The sequence below is a fragment of the Aureibaculum marinum genome, assembly GCF_003813905.1.
Taxonomy (GTDB): Bacteria; Bacteroidota; Bacteroidia; order Flavobacteriales; family Flavobacteriaceae; genus Aureibaculum; species Aureibaculum marinum.
Map to the genome: position 1 here is coordinate 1 of NZ_RPFJ01000015.1, position 20,549 is coordinate 20,549.

Genomic DNA, 20,549 nt, shown 5'->3' on the forward strand with positions numbered 1-20,549 from the left:
CGTATGATTATACTACAACAAATTTAGGAAATTATAATGATGGCACCCATGAAGTATTTTTACAATGGGACATAGATTTTTCAAAGAAAAACTTAAAATCACCTAGATTCTTTTAAGCAGTATAAAATTTTAAAACAGTATAATTAGATTATTTGTTGGGATCTTTAACAAATAATCTTATTAAAGGGAAAAGTAATTAAAATAACTCTATAACAACCATAATTTGTTTACGGTATTTCCATCATTTTTTAATTTTATAGTTCTTTATTAGGTTAATTAAAATAATTTTTTTGCCTTAATAATACTATAATTACATTAGATGACGTTATTAGAGGTAATAATTAGAATTAAATAGAATTCTAACTTACATAATTGTTACAATTGTGTAAAAACTACAAAATCAGCCTTAGTAACCTATGATTTTATATCAATAGTTAAAAGGCAAATTCGTTTTACAATAAATTATAAAATTGTAAATGAATAAGTAGAGGAATTAAATGTAAATAAATAACCTAATAATGAAAAAATATCTTGTAATAGTTTTATTGCTAAGTGTAGTATGTCTTTATGCTCAAGATGGTGGAGGAAAATATGTCATAAAGAATTTAGAAGTAAATACAGAACAATCTGAATTTGGAACAGCCTATCATGGTGACGATAAATTAATTTTTGCTGCTCCAAGAAGAGGATTCAGAGTAATTCGTGATGTTTGGGAACCTAATGGGCAAAGATTTTTAGATTTATATGAAGCAGATATTAGTGAAGACGGTTCTGTTGCTAATAAAAGAAGACTTAAAGGAGAAGTAAATTCTAGATATCATGAGGCTAGTGTTACTTTTTCAAAAGATGGTAAAACCGTTTACTTTACCCGTGATAATTATTATAACAAAAAGTTAGGTATAGACAATCAAGGATATACTAATTTAGCGATGTTTAAAGCTACTGTTAATAATAAAGGAGAATGGATAAATATTATTCCAATGCCTTTTAATAATGTTGAATATTCGGTAGGACATCCAACATTAAGTGAAGACGAAAAGACATTATATTTTACTTCTGATATGCCAGGAAGTTTAGGTGAAACCGACATATACAAGGTGGAGGTAAACGAGAGTGGTTTTGGCAATCCTGTAAATTTAGGACCTAATGTTAACTCAACAGCTAAAGATTGGTTTCCGTATGTTGATGGAGATGTACTTTATTTTTCTTCTACTAGAAGTGGAGGTAAAGGAGGCGTTGATATTTATGCAACAAAGTTAAAAGGATATGTTGCTGAACCTGTAAATTTGAGTTTAAACTCTGCAAGTGACGATTTTGCTTTCATTATAAATAGCGAAACTAGAAAGGGGTATTTTTCTTCAAATAGAGAAGGAGGTAAAGGTGATGATGATATTTACTCTTTTATTGAAGAAGAAGAAGTTGATTTTAAATGCCTACAGTTAGTTACTGGAGATGTAAGAGATCAAATTTCTACAAGTTTATTGCCAGGTTCTGAAGTTATTTTAAGCGACAAAGATGGTAATGTAATAGAAACTACTATTGTTAAAGAAGATGCTACTTTTTCTTTTAAAATTTCTTGTGAAACAGAGTATAGATTAGAAGGTAAAAAGATTGGATTTAAGCCTCAATCAATTTCTTTTATTACTTCTAGCGAAGCTGATAAAGAAATAGAAATGCCGCTTTTATTAGGTGCAGGTAATATTAATTATGCCGTAAATGGTAACAATGGTACACAGGGAGAAGTTGAAGATAAAAAACCTGAAGGTTTGCCTGATGTTTTGCCTGATGAAATTGTGAAGTTACCAGGAGGAGATTATGGTGTAAATGTAGACCCAATTTATTTTGATTTAGATTCTTCATACCTAAATGAACAAGCTAAAAAAGAATTACAAAAGGTAGTTGATTTAATGAATAAATATCCTAAAATGATTATTGAAGCAGCATCTCATACTGATTCAAGAGCACCTGCCGGATATAACCTTTGGTTGTCTGACAAAAGAGCTAAAAGAACTGTAGATTATATAATTGGAAAAGGAATTGATGCTTCTAGAATAACAGGTAAAGGTTATGGAGAGACTCAACTAATTAATGGTTGTGATGATAATACTAAATGTACTGAAGCTCAGCATCAGCAAAATAGAAGGTCTGAATTTGTAATTATCAGAATGTAGTAAACAAAACAAACAAAAGACCTTCAGGTAACCTGAGGGTCTTTTTGTTAACATACTTATTACAGCTACCTAATTTTTTGAAATTATTAGAGCAAAGAACAACCCCAATGAGAAGCTTAATTGTAATAATTTTTATTTTAAATTCTTTTTTTTCTATTGCCCAAATAGAAAGAGCTGATTCTATAAAAGAAGCGGAATACAGTATAAAAAACCTCAAAGTAAATACGAAGTATCAAGATTTTGGCTCTACTTTTATGGGAAAAGATAAAATTGTTTTTTCTTCAAGTAGAAAAACAGCTGGGTTATCCAATAGAAAGTGGGATAAAAATAATCAACCTTTTTTAAACTTATATATTGGAGATGTTGCTGAAAATGGTGAAATAATTAATGTAAAACCGTTTTCTGACGATGTAAATTCTAAATATCATGATGCATTTGTAGCCTTTACTCCTGATTTGAAAGAGGTTTATTTTACCTCAAATAACTATATGGGGGGCAAATTAAAATCTGAGGGGCTTAAAATTTTTAAAGCAACAGTAGGTGAAAAAGGACACTGGAAAGATTTTACTTCTTTGCCCTTTAATGATGATGATTATGATACAGGACACCCCATGATTAGTGCAGATGGTTCAAAATTATACTTTGTTTCTAACATGCCAGGCACTATAGGAGATACAGATATATTTGTGGTTGATTTAAATCAAGGACATTATGGTAAAGTTATAAACCTAGGAGAAACAGTTAATTCTAAATACAAAGAATATTCTCCATACGTAGATGGTGATGTAATTTATTTTTCATCTAATAGACCTGGCGGTAAAGGTGGTTTTGACATTTATATGACCAAATTAGACGGTTCAATTCCTGAACCTATTAATCTTGGAGAACCTATGAATAGTAAAGGTGATGATATCTCATTTATTATAGATAGTGATAAATTGCAAGGCTATTTTTCATCCAATAGATATGGAGGTGTTGGTGATGACGATATTTATTCGTTTAAGCAAATAACACCTATAACTATTTGTGACCAAATTGCTACTGGAATTATAAAAGATAAGGTTACAGGTACCAGAGTAGGAAATGCTTTTGTGGCTTTAATTGACGAAAACGGTAACCGTATCCGTAGAATTGAAACTTCATTTGATGGCACTTATTATTTTGGGGTAAAATGTGGTACAAATTATACTTTAGAAGTGACCAAAAATGGATATTTTAGTACATCAGTTGATTTAAAAACTTCAAATAAAAATGGCTATGATAATAATGAAGTTATTTTTATTGAAGAAAAAGAATTTATGAATAGAAAGAATTATGAAATTTTAAATGTACCTAGTATTACATTCACTATAAATACTGCTGAAATTACTGAAGCTTCTGAAAAAGCTTTAGAAAAAGTTATGCGATTAATGAATAAGTATCCAAATATGATTGTAGAATTTGGTGCTCATACAGATTCAAGAGGTCCAGATGCTTATAATTTAAGTCTTACAAAACGAAGGGCTGCTGCCACTGTAAATAATCTTATTGAAAAAGGTCTTGATCCTAGAAGAATAACAGGAAAAGGATATGGTGAAACACAATTACTAAATAAATGTGCTAATGGTGTAAAATGTACAGAATTAGAACATTTAGAAAATAAAAGAACAGAATTTGTAGTTATTAAGAAATAAAATAACAACTATATCTATGACTTAAAGCATCTTAAATATATATAAGATGCTTTTTTTTGTTTAGATAAAATCAATATTTTCAATAAAATACGTAATTTCGCGATTCGATAGAATTAAGAAAAAAAATGAGTACGAAATTTAGAGAATATAACGGTTTAGACCTTACAAAAGTAGCAGATGAAACCCAACAATTTTGGGAAGAAAATGATATATTCCAAAAAAGTATTACTACACGTGATGCCAATAAACCCTTTGTTTTTTATGAAGGCCCACCTTCTGCCAATGGTTTACCAGGAATACATCATGTTATGGCTCGTACAATTAAAGATATTTTTTGTAGGTATAAAACACTACAAGGCTTTCAGGTAAAACGTAAAGCCGGATGGGATACTCATGGATTACCCATTGAACTAGGTGTTGAAAAAGAGTTAGGAATTACTAAAGAAGATATAGGTAAAAAAATATCGGTTGAAGAGTATAACGAAGCTTGTAAAAAAGCTGTTATGCGTTATACAGATGTTTGGGAAGAGTTAACTAGAAAAATGGGACATTGGGTAGATATGAAAGACCCATATGTTACTTACAAACCAAAATATATAGAATCTGTTTGGTGGTTACTTAAACAAATTTATAATAAAGATTTATTATATAAAGGATATACTATCCAACCTTATTCTCCAAAGGCAGGAACAGGATTAAGTTCTCATGAGCTAAATCAACCTGGTACATATCAAGATGTTACTGATACAACTGTGGTAGCTCAGTTCAAAGCAATAAAAGAAACTTTACCAAGTATCTTTACTACTATTGAAGATGATATATACCTTTTAGCTTGGACAACAACACCTTGGACATTACCATCTAACACGGCACTAACAGTTGGTAATAAAATAGAGTATGTATTGGTGTCAACGTATAATCAATATACTTTTGAACCTATTAATGTAGTTTTAGCAAAAAATTTAGTTGGAGAACAATTTTCAGGTAAGTTTATTCAAGTAGAGTCAGAAGACGATTTGAAAAACTATAAAGAAAGTGATAAAAAAATACCGTATAAAGTTATTTCTGAATTTTTAGGCAAAGACCTTGTTGGAATTAAATACCAACAACTACTACCTTATGCGTTACCTTACCAAAACCCTGAAAATGCATTTAGAGTTATTTCTGGTGATTTTGTAACTACAGAAGATGGTACAGGTATTGTACATACTGCACCTACGTTTGGTGCTGATGATGCCTTGGTAGCCAAACAAGCAAACCCTGAAATACCACCAATGTTGGTGTTAGATGAAAATGGAAACCCTGTTCCTCTTGTTGATTTACAAGGTAAATTCAGGCCTGAAATGAAAGAATTTTCAGGTAAATATGTAAAAAATGAATACTATGATGATGGAGAAGCTCCAGAACGCTCTGTTGATGTGGAACTTGCTATTAAACTAAAGGAAGAGAACAAGGCATTTAAAGTCGAAAAATACAAACACAGCTATCCTAATTGTTGGCGTACAGATAAGCCGATTTTATACTATCCATTAGATTCTTGGTTTATAAAAGTTTCTGATAAGAAAGATAGAATGTATCAATTGAATAAAAAAATCAATTGGAAACCAAAATCAACAGGAGAAGGTCGTTTTGGAAATTGGCTTAAAAATGCTAATGATTGGAATTTATCTCGTTCACGTTTTTGGGGAATTCCATTACCAATTTGGAGAACCGAAGATGGAAAAGAAGAAATTATAATTGGTTCAGTTGAAGAGTTAAAAAAGGAGATGCAACGTGCCGTTGAAGTTGGAATTATGCAAGAAGATATATTTGCCGATTTTGAAGTAGGCAATATGAGTGAAGACAATTATAATTTATTAGATTTACATAAAAACATTGTAGATAAAATTACATTGGTTTCACCTTCAGGAAAAACTATGTATCGAGAGCCAGACTTAATTGATGTGTGGTTTGATTCTGGATCTATGCCTTATGCACAATGGCATTATCCTTTTGAAAACAAAGATTTAATAGATAAAAATAAATTTTATCCAGCTGATTTTATTGCAGAAGGAGTTGACCAAACTAGAGGTTGGTTTTATACTTTGCATGCCATAGGTACTTTAATTTTTGATACAAATGCATATAAAAATGTAGTATCTAATGGACTGGTTTTAGATAAAGAAGGTAAAAAAATGTCCAAACGTTTGGGCAATGCGGTTGATCCGTTTGAAACAATGAAAAAATATGGAGCAGATGCCACTCGTTGGTATATGATTTCCAATGCAAACCCCTGGGATAATTTAAAATTTGATATTGAAGGTATAGAAGAAGTCAGACGTAAATTTTTTGGTACACTTTACAATACCTATTCATTTTTTACCTTATATGCCAATATTGATAATTTTTCTTATTCTGAAGCAGATATAGACATTGATAAAAGACCAGAAATTGATCGTTGGATACTTTCTGAGTTGAATACATTAATCAAAAATGTTGAAGAGTATTATAATGATTACGAACCTACAAAGGCAACAAGAGCCATTCAAAATTTTGTAACCGAAAATTTGAGCAATTGGTATGTGCGTTTAAGTAGAAGACGTTTTTGGAAGGGAGATTATCAACAAGATAAAATTTCGGCATATCAAACACTTTATACTTGCTTGTTAACTATTGCTAAGTTAGGCTCTCCAGTAGCTCCATTTTATATGGATCAATTGTATAGAGATTTAACAAGTGTTACTGAAGGTAACTTTGAAGAATCTATTCATTTGGCTAACTTCCCTAAGTATAATAATGAGTTAATTGATTCCGCTTTAGAGCGTAAAATGCAAAAAGCTCAGACCATATCTTCTATGGTATTGTCATTGAGAAAAAAGGAAATGATAAAAGTACGTCAACCATTACAACGTATCATGATTCCTATTTTAGATAATCAAGATAAAGAAGATATCGAAGCTGTAGCTGAATTAATAAAATCAGAGGTAAATGTTAAGCAAATTGAATTGATAGATGATGCTTCAGGTATTTTAGTTAAAACCATCAAGCCAAACTTCAAAGTGTTGGGTCCTAAATTTGGAAAAGACATGCGTTTAGTAGCGGCTGAAATTGGAAAACTAACAAAAGAAGATATTTCAACCATTGAAAAACAAGGTGAAATTCAGTTGAAAATTGGCGAAAATTTTGTAAATTTAACCATAGATGAAGTAGAAATTACTTCACAAGATATTGAAGGATGGTTGGTTCTGAATCAAGGCAATTTAACTGTAGCTTTAGACGTTACTATTTCAGATGCGTTACGTAAAGAAGGGATTGCTAGAGAATTAGTAAATCGAATTCAAAATTTAAGAAAAGAGTCTGGTTTAGAAGTAACAGATAAAATTAAATTACATGTTGAAAAAGATGGTATAGTAGATTTAGCAATTAATGATAATGCCACATATATTAAAAATGAAACTTTAACTAATGAATTGTTATTAGAAGACAACGTAAATGGTGGTATAGAAATTGCTTTTGATAATGTAAATACTAAATTATTAATTCAAAAAAATTAAAAAAATGACTGAGAATAAAGAAAAATATACGGATGCTGAATTGCAAGAATTCAAAGAGATTATTTTAAAAAAGATTGAAAGAGCAGAAGAGGATTTAAGACTAATAAAAAGTTCGTATAAAAATGATAGTAATAATGGTACAGATGATACTTCTCCTACCTTTAAAGCTTTTGAAGAAGGTTCAGAAACCATGTCTAAAGAATCTAATGTGCAATTGGCTATTCGTCAAGAAAAATTTATTCGAGATTTAAAGAATGCTCTATTGCGAATAGAAAATAAAACATACGGTATTTGCCGTGTAACTGGGAAGTTAATTAAAAAGGAGCGTTTAAAGTTAGTACCACACGCTACACTTAGCATTGAAGCTAAAAACATGCAACAATAAGTAAAGAATATACAAGGCTTCCAAAAAGGAAGCCTTTTTTATTTTACTTTTTTTTAAGAATATTTATTATTTATCTGCTTATAAACGTGATTTAGCTTAGTAATAGTAACTTCGAAAGCTAATAAATGTTATTTGACTATTATAATGAAATCAAATCTATCAATATATATATTTATTTATCTCTTTACACAGCCTTTATTAGCTCAAAAAACAGTTGTAAAACAAATTGATTTTAAAAATCAAAAAATTGAAGTTCAATTAGAGGATATTGATTTGTTAGAAATTGTTCACACTAATCAAAATATAGTTAAAATTTCAATGAATGACTATGAAGAAAATCCATCAAAATTAGACGTGATAAATACTGAAAAAATAATTTCAATTTCTTCTTTAAAGATTATGCCTTTAGTTCATTTAGAAACTGAAAAAAATTGTTACGAACAGCCTTTATTCCCTTCATATACATTAATAGTGCCAACAAAATGTGATGTATCAATTACTTTTAAAAACGGAAATTTTTCTACCAATAACTTTAAAGGGAATTTGAACCTTATGTTAAACACAGGAGATGTAGTAATTGATAAGTTTCAAGGAAGTGTAAATGTACAACTGTTTTCAGGAAATGTTGAAGCCACTATAATCAATACGCAAGCTATTGTACAGTCTAATCATGGAAAAATATTAACTACTTTTAATACAAGAACTTGGCAAAAAACAGAAAATTCATTAATCGGGACATTGGGCAGTAAAAAAAATCTATTATCAGTAAAGTCTATCAATGCAAATATTATGTTAAACAATTCTACAACTCGATAATATTCTTATTTTTGCAATACTTACGGTTAAAGACCATGCTAATGAAAAAAGCCATTATTATAATTATTATCATTTTGTTAATAGACCAATGGAGTAAAATTTATATAAAAACTCACTTTGTTCTAGGTGAAGGTTTTAATGTAATGGGTTTAGATTGGTTTAGAATTCATTTTATAGAAAATTATGGAATGGCTTGGGGTACTGAGTTTGGCGGTTCTAATGGTAAGTTGTTTTTAACTTTTTTTAGACTTATAGCCATTGTAGGTATAGGTTATTGGTTATATTCTGCAGTAAAAACTAATGGACACAAAATATTAATTGTTGCCATAGCTTTTATTTTTGCTGGAGCACTAGGCAATATTATAGATTCTGTTTTTTATGGTGTTCTATTTGGAGATAGTTACAATACAGTAGCCACATTTATGCCTGAGGGAGGAGGTTATGGTACGCTTTTTCATGGTAAAGTGGTAGATTTATTTTATTTTCCTATTATAGAAAATGCTCAGTTACCTTCTTGGATACCTACCATTAATTTTAATTGGCCAGATTGGATACCAGGTATTGGTGGTAAAAACTTTTCATTATTTGTAAATAGAAATTTCACATTTTTTCAATATGTTTTTAATGTTGCAGATGCAGCTATTACTACTGGAGTAGGTCTATTGTTGGTTTTTAATAAAAGAGTTTTTCCTAAAAAAGAAAAAGAGGAAGACCCTAAAAATCATATTGAACCACCTGTAGTGGTTAGACATTATGAAAAGCCGAAATCATAAAATAAAAATGAAGTTAATTTCTTAACTTCGCTCAATGGTTACCAATGATTTAGAACTGCAACTAAAAACGTTACCCAATACACCAGGTGTTTATCAATATTTTGATAAAAACGATACTATTTTATATATTGGTAAAGCAAAAAATCTTAAAAAAAGGGTAAGTTCTTATTTTACCAAGAACCATGATTATGGTAAAACTAAAGTTCTAGTAAAAAAAATTTCTTCTATAAAACATATTGTGGTTGCCACTGAAATGGATGCCCTTTTACTAGAGAATAATCTGATAAAAAAATACAAACCACGTTATAATATTTTATTAAAAGATGATAAAACGTATCCATGGATTTGTATTAAAAAAGAGGCTTTTCCTAGAGTTTTTTTAACTAGAAAAGTTATTAAGGATGGGTCAGAATATTTTGGACCATATACCTCAGTTAGAACTGCCAAAGCACTTCTTTCTTTAGTTAAAGAATTGTATCAATTGCGAACATGTGTATATGATTTATCGCAAAAAAATATTGAATCAGGTAAATATAAAGTTTGTTTAGAATATCATATAAAAAATTGTAAAGGGGCATGTGAGGGCTTACAACATGAAGTCGATTATTTACAAGATATTAATGCAATTAGAAACATTATAAAAGGTAATTTTAAAGATGCTTTACAGCATTTTAAAGGGCTAATGATGAGGTATGCTGATAATTATGAATTTGAAGAGGCTCATAAAATAAAAGAGAAAATAGATTTGTTATCTAATTATCAGGCAAAATCTACTGTTGTAAATCCATCCATTTCTAATGTTGATGTTTTTTCTATTATTTCTGATGAGAGTTTTGCATACGTAAACTTTTTTAAAATAATGAATGGTGCTATTATTCAATCTCATACTTCTGAAATTAAAAAGAAATTAGATGAGTCTGATAAGCATTTGTTAGAATTGTCTATTATCGAAATAAGACAACGATTTAACTCAGAATCTAAAGAAATATATGTACCTTTTAAGGTAAATGTTGGTGACGAAATTAAAGTAACAATTCCTAAACAAGGTGATAAAAAGCATATTGTAGACTTGTCTTTAAGAAATGCAAAATATTATCGACAAGAACGCTTTAAGCAAATCAAAATTGTTGATCCAGGTAGGCATACGAAAAGAATTATGGCTCAAATGCAAAAAGATTTACGTTTACCTAATGAACCTAGACACATTGAGTGTTTTGATAATTCAAATATACAAGGAACAAATCCTGTAGCGGCTTGTGTGGTTTTTAAAGATGGAAAACCAAGTAAGAAAGATTATCGTAAATATAATATTAAAACAGTAGTAGGTCCCGATGATTTTAGTTCTATGGAAGAGGTGGTTCATAGAAGGTATAAACGCTTGTTAGATGAAGAGCAAGAATTGCCTCAACTAATTGTAATTGATGGTGGTAAGGGGCAATTGTCTTCTGCTTTAAAAAGTTTAAATGTTTTAGGACTTAGGAAAAAAATTGCCATTATTGGAATAGCCAAACGTTTAGAAGAAATTTTTTATCCTGATGATCCAATTCCATTATATTTAGATAAAAAATCTGAGACGCTTAAAATTATTCAACAATTAAGAAATGAGGCTCATCGTTTTGCAATAACTTTTCATAGAAATAAGCGAAGTAAAAGTGCAATTCAAACGGAATTAGAGCAAATTCCTGGTATTGGTAAACAAACAGTAGAAAACTTGTTAAAACATTTTAAATCAGCTAAAAGAGTTTCTCAAGCATCGTTAAAAGATATAGAGAAAATAATTGGATTATCTAGAGCAACCAAAGTGTATAGTTATTACAATAAGAAATAAGAATAGTTTTTATGCTAAAAAATATACTAATCATACTATTTCTCATTCAAGTGCAAGGCATACTTGGACAGGATAATATTAAGTCTCAAAGTGATTTAAAAGTTGGTTTAGTGTTAAGTGGAGGAGGAGCAAAAGGTTTTGCACATATTGGAGCCTTAAAAGTAATTGAAGAGGCAGGAGTTAGAATAGATTATATTGGAGGAACTAGTATGGGAGCAATTGTAGGAGCATTATATGCATCTGGATATTCTGCCAAAGAATTGGATTCTATTGTAAATCAATATGATTTTATTGAATTGATTAAAGATAACTTACCAAGAAGATCAAAATCAATTTATCAAAAGGAGAATACAGAAAAGTATGCTTTAACACTTCCCATAAAAAATAGAGGAGTTCAATTGCCTTCTGCCCTTTCAAAAGGGCAAAACGTGTTTAATTTGTTGTCTCAATTAACAGAACATGTCCATGATGTATATGATTTTTCAAAATTACCAATTCCATTTTTTTGCGTTGCTACAAATTTAGAAGATGGTAATGCAGAAATATTAGAGAATGGGTTTCTTCCAAATGCAGTTAGGGCAAGTGGTTCATTTCCTACATTGTTAGATCCTGTTGAGGTTAATGGAAAACTATTAACTGATGGTGGAGTTACCAATAATTTTCCAGTTGATATTATGAGGGAAAAAGGTGTTGATATAATTATTGGGATAGATGTACAAGATAAATTAAAAGGACAACAAGGATTAAATTCTGCCGTGGAAATTGTGATGCAAATTGTAAGTTTTCAAATGTATAATGACGGTGAAAGTAAAAGAAACGAAGCAGATATTTATGTACATCCAGATGTAAGTGGTTTTAATGTAATATCTTTTGATCTAACAAAAACAATCGTAGAAAGGGGCGAACGAGCTACTAAAAAGCAATTCAATGCTTTAAAAAAGATAGCCGCAAATCAAATAGAGAGAAAAAATAATCATAAAAGGCCTATAAAATTTACCAATAGTGAGTTGTATATTAATGGAATTGAAATATCGGGAAATGAAAATTATACTGATGAGTATATAATAGGTAAATTAAATTTTAAAGACAAAGACACCATTAATAATGAAAAATTTGTTGAGGGGATAAATACCTTGTCAGCTACCGGTAACTTTAGAAATATTCAATATCAGTTTGTACCTAATAATGGTCGAACTAAAATTCAATTAAAGCTTAGAGAAGAAGAGCTTTCTACTTTTTTACAATTTGGAGTACATTATGATGATTTGTATAAAACCGGTGTTTTAATAAATTTAACAGGAAAACATGCTATTTTTAAAAACGATGTGTTATCGGCAGATTTAGTTTTAGGAGATAATATCAGGTATAATTTAGATTATTTTATTGATAATGGTTTTCATTGGAGTTATGGAGTTAAAACTAGATATAATAAATTTAAGAGATCGTTTTTTGAAAATATTATTAGTGATGAAGCAGCCGGTGTCACTGTAGGTAAAATTCCAATGAATTATAATGATTTTACTACACAACTTTATGTTCAAAATGCATTTACTCAGAAAATTGCAATTAGATTAGGTGCCGAAAATAAGTATATTAGAACGCTTTTTGAAACGTTAGAAAATAATCAACCTGTTAAAAATTTTGTAGATAATACATCCTATGTAAGTGCTTATACAAATTTAATGTTAGACACTTATGATCATAATGATTTTCCTAAAAAAGGGCTTTACTTTTTTGCTGATTTTCATACTTATTTTGTAGCATCTAATTTTGATGAAAATTTTCAACCTTTTTCTCAGTTAAAAGGAGAATTGTCTGGAGCTTTTACCATTGGTAATAAATTTACCACAAATATTGCTTCTCAGGCAGGTATAACAATTGGAGATGGGCCAAGAATATTTAATTATTTTTTAGGTGGTGCAAACAAAAATTTTATCAATAACTTTTATAATTTTTATGGATACGATATAGCAGATTTGGGCGAAAGTTCTTTTATTAAAACCGCAGTAACATTAAGGTATGAATTATTTGAAAAACATCATATTTCTTTTATAGCTAATGCAGCTAGAGTGGATAAGAACTTGTTTAATGAAGGAGATATTTTTGAAAATACAAAAACAGGTTTTGCTGCTGGTTATGGTATTGAATCTTTTTTAGGTCCGATAGAGGTAAAATATACTTGGTCTCCAGATACACAGAGAAACTATTGGCTTTTTAATGTTGGATTTTGGTTTTAATTTAGGTTAACGTTATCCAATTTAAGTAGGAATAAAATATGACCTATTTTATAAAATAGGTCATATTTTTTATTGTAAAGTGTTTCATTAGCTTTGGGCTAAGGCATCATTTGTATTTTCTTTCACTTTATTTTTTCTATCAAAAATTCTAAATTTAAATTTAGTAGTTAAAAAGAATAATATAGGTACAACAATTAAAGTCAAAAAAGTGGCTACTACCAATCCATAAATTACGGTCCATGCTAAAGGTCCCCAGAAAACAACATTGTCTCCACCCATATAGATATTAGCATCAAATTCACTTAAAAATGTAAAGAAATTAATATTCAATCCTATAGCTAAAGGTATTAGTCCTAAAATTGTTGTAATAGCCGTAAGCAATACTGGTCTTAAACGTGCCTTACCAGCTCTAACGATACACTCAAAAATTTCATCTATTTGAAGATGTTCATCTTCGGCTAAATCTTTTTCAACTATTTTTCTGTCAATAAGTAATTGAGCATAGTCAAGTAGAACTACACCATTATTTACTACAATACCAGCCAAAGAAATTATACCCATCATAGTCATCATAATAACAAAAGAAGCTCCGGTAATAACTAATCCTCCAAATACACCAATAAGGCTTAAAAAGATAGCTATCATAATAATTCCAGGTTTTGAAACTGAATTAAATTGAAAAATAAGAATAAAGAAAATTAATCCTAATCCTGTAAAAAGGGCAGTCATCAAGAAAGACATTTGTTTTTCTTGCTCTTCTATTTGTCCAGTAAAATCAAATTCTATATCATCAGAAGGTTTTTTAAAACTCTTCATTTCCTTTTCTATTTGTGCAACTATGGCTCCAGCATCAGTATATCCTGGAGATAATGCAGAGTAAACGGTTACAACTCTTTTCATTTTTTTATGCTTTATTGCACTAAAACCTGAACTGTTACTATACTTAGCAACAGTAGAAACAGGAATTTCTTTTATTTGACCAGAAGAAGCATCTCTAAATATTATATTCTGGTTAAAAATAGCACTTGTGTTATATCGGTTCTCTTCATTGAATCGTACGTATATATCATAATTATCACCACCTTCTTTATATACTCCTGCTTTTGATCCAAAAATAGAGTTTCGTAGCTGTTGGCCAACTTGACCAGAACTAACACCTAATTCTCCAGCTTTTTTTCTATCAACAATTACTTGAGTGGTCGGTTTATCTTTATTTACGTCAATTTTAAGTTCGTCAATACCTGCAATATTTCTAGAATTAATAAAATCACGCATTCTTTCTGCGGTAGTTATTAATTCGTTATAATCATTTCCAGAAATTTCAATATTTATTGGAGAACCAACAGGAGGTCCATTTTGATCCTTTTCAACAGAGATTAGTACACCTGGGTAAATGCCAACTAAAGCTTCTTGTACTTTTTGACGTAGTAGTTCACTATCTTGGCCACGTCTATATTTAAATTCTCTCATAGTAGCAGTAATTTTTGCTCTATGAGGCATTTCAGAAGCAGAACCACCATCTGTCATTGGATTTCCAGCACCTTCACCTACTTGTGCTACCGCACTTTCTACCATAAAATTGTAATCACCATCTTTATACTGACTGTTATTAAGTTCGGCATAAACACGGTTTTCAATTTCTTTGGTAATCTTATTTGTTTTTTCAATGTCTGTACCTTGTGGGTATTCTATATAAACAATTATCTGATTGGGTTTGTTATCTGGGAAAAACTCAACTTTAGTTCGGTGTCCGCTTGCGTCACTTAGTGACCATCCAAATGCCATAAATGCAGCAATTAACAATAGAAATGTTACCAGTGTAATTGCATAAGGTCTCCATTTTGTTAAAGCCCATCTAACTTGATTTTCGTAAAAATTTTCTAGTTTAACTAAGGCTTTGGTTTGAAAGTTGTTAGCCCATTTTCTTAAAAATAACCTGTAGATCCATAATAAGATAGCAGTAATCACCATTAATGAGCCCAACCCACGATAAGTGCCACCAAAAATAATAATTAAAATACCTATTACTGACAAAATGCCTGTTATACTAATAATACTTTTTAAAGGCATGTTTTTGTCTTCAGTAGTCATAAATTTTGAAACTAATACCGAATTAAAGAAAATAGCGACAAACAGAGAAGAACCTAATACCACAGAAAGGGTTATTGGGAAATATTTCATAAATTCACCCATAACACCTGGCCATAAGCCTAATGGAATAAAAGCCGCAACAGTAGTTGCTGTTGATATAATTATAGGAAATGCAATTTCTCCAATACCTTTTTTAGCAGCTTCTATGCGACTCATACCTTCTTCGTCCATAAGGCGATATACATTTTCTACTACAACAATACCATTATCTACCAACATACCTAAGCCCATAATTAGTCCAAATAAAATCATAGTGTTAAGAGTGTATCCTAACATATTTAAAATCATTAAAGACATAAACATAGACATAGGGATAGCAAAACCAACAAATATGGCGTTTTTAAATCCTAAGAAGAACATTAATACGGTAACTACTAGTATAATACCAAAAATAATGTTGTTCACTAAATCGTCAACCATACCTGTGGTAATAGAAGATTGATCGTTATTAAGAGTAATATTTAAATTGGCAGGGAATTGATTTTCTTGAGTATCTTTTACTATTTCTTTAATTTGTTCAATAGCTTCAACCATATTTTTTCCTGCTCGTTTTTTTACATCAAGCATTACTACAGGGTTACCAAAATCTCTTGCATACGTAGTTCTATCTTTTTCTTTAAAACTAACTTCGGCAATATCTTTTAAGTATATGGGGTTGTTATTGTCAGACTTTACTACAAAATTATTGAGTTCTTCAGGAGATTCCACTTCCCCTAAAATACGAACTGTTCTGCGTTGACCACTTGCAATTAAGTTACCTGCAGACATAGTAACGTTACCACCATTTATAGCACCGATTACATCGTTAAAGCTTACTTTAGCTGCCATCATTTTATAGATATCTACTGCAACTTCCACTTCTTTTTCTTGAGCCCCACGGATGTCTGCTTTTTTGATTTCTGTTAAATCTTCAATTTTTTCTTGTAAAACTTCAGCAAATTCCTTCAGTTTTTCTATGGTGTAATCTCCAGAGATACTAATATTTAGTATTGGAAATTCTTCTGATATACTTAATTCAAAAACATTAGGTTCTACTTTAGCATCGTTAAAGGTTGGCCAATCTTCTCCAGAAGTTTCTGAGTCAATTTCATCTTTTACTTTTTGCTTAGCTTCTTCTACAGTAATGTTTTCGTCAAACTCTACAACAATCATGGAGTAGTCTTCTTGAGAGGTTGAAGTTATTTCAACAACATTACTAACAGTTTTTAGTTTGTCTTCTAAAGGATCTGTAATTAATTTTTCTATATCCTCAGCTGTGTTTCCAGGATAGATTGAACTTACGTAAATTTTAGTCTCTTTTACTTCAGGAAAACTTTCTCTAGGCATAGCAAAATAGGCGGAAATACCTAAAAATAATATCACCAGAATCATTACATAAATTGTAGTGCTATTGTCTATTGCCCAAGAAGCAAAACCAAATTCTTTGTCAATGTTCTTTTTTTGTTGTTTAGCCATATTTTTTTATTCACGAATCGGAGAATGCAACTTTTAAAAGTTGAAAAATCGTTCTATTTTTAAGAATTTATGTTTTAATATTAGTTATTATGGTTCAATTTTAATTCATATGTAATGAACCAATAAACTATTGTTTATTAGCGGTTGAAGATGAATCGTTTTCTAATATTTTTACCGTCTGTCCATCTTTAACACTTCTAGCACCTTCTTGAACAACTTGAGTGCCTGTTTCTAAACCACTTAAAACCTCAATGATATCACCTTGTGTTTTACCAGTTTCTATAATCACTTTTTTAATAATACCTTCATTATTTCCATTAATATTTTTAACTATGTATAAGTATTGTTCACCTTGAGCATTTTCAGAAATTATACTTTGAGGAACTAAATAAGCATTTTTATTAGTATAATCGTTAATTTTTAATTTCGCGGTTAAATTTGGTTTTATGGCTTTGTCTTTATTAGGTACAGCAACTTCAATTTTATAAGTACGATTACTAGGATTTATATAATCAGATGTTTGTCTAATTTTTGAATCAATTGATTTTCCAATAACAGGAATTTCAACTTTTACATATTTGTTTTTGATTACATCTTTTATATATCGTTCAGGAACCTCGGTTTCTATATACATATTATTAAGATTAACAATACGCATAATTTGTGATTGTCCTGCTGCTACAACACTTCCTTGCTCAGTTATTATATCATCAATTGTACCTGAAAACGGAGCTCTAATTATAGTTTTTTCTAATTGTGAATCTAATTGTTTAATGGCTTTCATTTGAGCTTCATAATTAGACTTGGCTTGTAGGTACTGTATTTCACTGCCTATATTTTGTTTCCATAATCTTTCTTGACGTTCAAAAGTTGTTTTAGCCAAGTCAGCATTAATCTGTAATTGTGCTTTTTGTTGTCCTAGTCCACCATCATCAATTTTAGCTAATATTTGTCCAGCAGAAACTTTTTGACCTTTTTTTACATAAACTTTAGCTAAAATTCCAGAAAATTCTGGATATAATACCAATAAATTTTTTGTGGTAACATTACCTTGTAATTCTAAATAATGGTTAAAAGGTTCTTGTTTTGCTGAAAAGGTTGTGATTAAAGGGATGTGTTTAACCGTATCTATGGTAGATATTTTATCATCTAGCAATTTTATTTGTTCATCAAGCTCTTGTCGTTTTGATGCAATTTCGGTACGTTTGGTACGTATTTTATCTAAATTACTGCTAGCAATAACTTCCTCCACAGTTTGTTCTTTATTGCTACCGCAAGATGATATGATATAGATTAGTATTGCTATTAATGTTATATTTTTCATTTTCATATTAATTATATTAGTAGATATGTAGGTTATTTTTTTGAGCTATCTAGTTTCATTATTTTAAGCATCTTTCTTTTAACCTATTAACATTTAATTTTCTGTTGTGGTGTTTAAAATTGTTTCTAATTCTGCTTTCTTTGTAATTACATCTAACATAGATTTTAAAAGTTCTTGTTGAGCTGTATATAATTGCGTTTGTGCCTGACGTAGCTCAAAGCTTGAACCTATTCCTTCAAAATATTTTGTTTGATTCTTTTTTTCAATACGTTCAGCTAAGTTTAGATTTTGTTTTTTATTGTTGTATTCTTCTATTGCAAATTGATAATCACTTTTAGCAGATTCTAATTTTAATTTTAATTGTTGTTCTATTTCAGTAAGATCATTTTTTGATTTTTCTAAATTTATTTTTGCACGTTGTGTAGCGGCACTTCGCATGCCAGAACTAAATATTGGTATGTTTAGACTTAAACCCAAAAGTGATGACCCATACCATTGTTGATTTTTATCAGCAAATGAAAATGTTTCACTATTGCCATTATAACCTCCATTTACAAAAGCGGTTAAGGTTGGTAAGGCCTTACTTTTTTCTAATTTTAATAACAATTCTTTAGAAGCCTTTTCGTTAGCAGCAATTTTGAAATCGACAGTGTTTTTAACATCGTTATTTGCTTCTAATAGAGCTAGTGTTATATGTTGCTGCGTTAAATCTTCCAAATTTTCGGTTACTGTAGTATTGTTGTAAATGTCAATTCCCATTGTAATGTTAAGCATTTGATAAGCTAAAGTTTTTAAACGATTAGCATTGTTTAAATTACTTTCTATGCTTGACAATGTTATTTGAAGTTGTTCAACACTTTCCTGTTCATCTAATCCATTTTCATAGAGTTTGGTAACTTCATAAAGATTTTTTTCTAGAACAGTTTTATTCTTTTCTAAAATATTGACACTCTCTTCTGCTAATAAAACGTTTCCATAGGCATTAATAACAGCCTTTCTGATTTCTAAGTCTGTCTTTTCTTTAGCATTCTTTGAAATTTCTAAAAATACTTTTGCAGATTGCAGTCCTACTAAATAAGAGCCATCAAAAATTAATTGGCTTAAAGTAGCTGTTGCCGTCATATTTTGTTTGGTTCCAAAACTCAAAGGAATAAAGCCTTCTGGAGTTGCAACATTAAAATTGGTTTGGTTTGCATCAAAATAATCATTTACTACTTCAATTACACTTTGAGTGTTATCAAACGCTGCGGCCGGTAGAAGAGATACTTGTTGTTTAAGCCAATTTTGGTAATCTATTGAGGCGTTAATTTGAGGCAAACCAATAGCGGTAGTTTCCCATTTTTGTTTTTTGGCAGCTTCTATATCTAAATTGGCATTTTTTACTGCTCTATTATTTTTTAATGCAAAATTAATAGCTTCTTGTAGACTAAAACTAGAAGGCACTTCTTGTGAAAATCCAGAGATAGAAAAAAGTAAACAAACGATTATAATTTGTAATTTATACATTTAGTTTAATTGTTTTTTGTCAATAATTTTATTTAATATTTTTAAACCTTTTGGAGTACACAATCCTCTTAAGTGATATTCTAAATAATGATCCATTAATTCTGAGATAGAAAATTCTTTGGCTGAAAAATATTCTTGATCTTTTAAAATTAATACATTGTGAAAGTATATCGTTGCAATAAAATTAATGTTGATAGAATCTCTGTATAAGTTTTCAGATATTCCTCTCATTAAATTTTCCTTAACACATGAAATCATTATGTTAAATTTATTTTTTTTAAGTTTTTCAAAAATTTTAGGATAATACTTTTGCAACTGGTATTGGGGTGAAGTTTTTTCATTTTTAAGATACTTCATTACAAATCTTTTTATTTCATACACTTCTTCTATTGGGTTTTTGTTTAATTTACAAATTTGGTTTATTCCGTTATTTATAACATTAGAAGTGTAGATTGTTGAGGCTTCAATAAGTTTTGTCTTATTTGGATAATGTTGGTATATCGTTTTTTTTGAAATTCCCATATTATGAGCAATATCATCCATGGTTACACTTTTAAAACCATAGTTTAAGAATAAATTTGTTGCTGTATCTAATATTTTATCCTTCATAATGGCGGCAAAAGTAAAAAAAGGAAACTTAATAAACAAAAATAGTTTCCTTAGTTTTATTTTTTTTTAAAATCTTTTTTCTTATGCA

General features: G+C 29.7%; 12 protein-coding genes. 8 read left to right on the forward strand and 4 right to left on the reverse strand.

The window, feature by feature from the left end:
- Positions 1–518: 518 nt before the first annotated feature.
- The 8 genes from EGM88_RS11280 (at position 519) to EGM88_RS11315 (ending at position 13,416) form a co-directional block, all read left to right on the forward strand.
- The gene (locus tag EGM88_RS11280; protein WP_123898397.1) at positions 519–2,171 is read left to right on the forward strand and encodes an OmpA family protein; all 1,653 of its coding nucleotides are present in this window, start codon (positions 519–521) and stop codon (positions 2,169–2,171) included.
- 107 nt (positions 2,172–2,278) lie between these two features.
- Positions 2,279–3,844 (forward strand): OmpA family protein, encoded by a 1,566-nt coding sequence (locus tag EGM88_RS11285; protein WP_123898398.1) that lies wholly within the window; start codon positions 2,279–2,281, stop codon positions 3,842–3,844.
- A gap of 125 nt (positions 3,845–3,969) precedes the next feature.
- Positions 3,970–7,377: an isoleucine--tRNA ligase gene (gene ileS / locus EGM88_RS11290; RefSeq protein WP_123898399.1), complete on the forward strand. Its 3,408-nt coding sequence runs from the start codon at positions 3,970–3,972 to the stop codon at positions 7,375–7,377.
- A 4-nt stretch (positions 7,378–7,381) separates the two neighbouring features.
- Positions 7,382–7,762, forward strand: coding sequence for a TraR/DksA family transcriptional regulator (locus EGM88_RS11295; protein ID WP_123898400.1), 381 nt, complete (start codon positions 7,382–7,384; stop codon positions 7,760–7,762).
- Positions 7,763–7,906: 144 nt separating this feature from the next.
- The gene (locus EGM88_RS11300) at positions 7,907–8,578 is read left to right on the forward strand and encodes a DUF4097 family beta strand repeat-containing protein (RefSeq protein WP_123898401.1); all 672 of its coding nucleotides are present in this window, start codon (positions 7,907–7,909) and stop codon (positions 8,576–8,578) included.
- Between the two features lie 35 nt (positions 8,579–8,613).
- The gene (locus tag EGM88_RS11305; protein WP_123898402.1) at positions 8,614–9,351 is read left to right on the forward strand and encodes a lipoprotein signal peptidase; all 738 of its coding nucleotides are present in this window, start codon (positions 8,614–8,616) and stop codon (positions 9,349–9,351) included.
- Positions 9,352–9,385: 34 nt separating this feature from the next.
- Positions 9,386–11,179 carry an excinuclease ABC subunit UvrC gene (gene uvrC / locus EGM88_RS11310; protein WP_123898403.1) on the forward strand — a complete coding sequence of 598 codons (1,794 nt, stop codon included), beginning with the start codon at positions 9,386–9,388 and terminating at the stop codon, positions 11,177–11,179.
- A gap of 11 nt (positions 11,180–11,190) precedes the next feature.
- Complete coding sequence (locus tag EGM88_RS11315; RefSeq protein WP_123898404.1) at positions 11,191–13,416, forward strand: patatin-like phospholipase family protein; 2,226 nt, start codon at positions 11,191–11,193, stop codon at positions 13,414–13,416.
- 87 nt (positions 13,417–13,503) lie between these two features.
- Here the strand turns inward: EGM88_RS11315 and EGM88_RS11320 are convergent, their stop codons facing one another.
- The 4 genes from EGM88_RS11320 to EGM88_RS11335 form a co-directional block, all read right to left on the reverse strand.
- Positions 13,504–17,022, reverse strand: a complete 3,519-nt coding sequence (locus tag EGM88_RS11320) for an efflux RND transporter permease subunit (protein ID WP_123898405.1) — start codon at positions 17,020–17,022, stop codon at positions 13,504–13,506.
- A gap of 127 nt (positions 17,023–17,149) precedes the next feature.
- A complete protein-coding gene (locus EGM88_RS11325) occupies positions 17,150–18,346 on the reverse strand; it encodes an efflux RND transporter periplasmic adaptor subunit (protein WP_123898406.1) in 1,197 nt (398 codons plus the stop codon).
- A 93-nt stretch (positions 18,347–18,439) separates the two neighbouring features.
- Entirely contained in the window at positions 18,440–19,852 is a 1,413-nt protein-coding gene (locus EGM88_RS11330) for a TolC family protein (RefSeq protein ID WP_123898407.1), read from the reverse strand.
- Positions 19,853–20,461 carry a TetR/AcrR family transcriptional regulator gene (locus EGM88_RS11335; RefSeq protein ID WP_123898408.1) on the reverse strand — a complete coding sequence of 203 codons (609 nt, stop codon included), beginning with the start codon at positions 20,459–20,461 and terminating at the stop codon, positions 19,853–19,855.
- Positions 20,462–20,549: the final 88 nt, after the last annotated feature.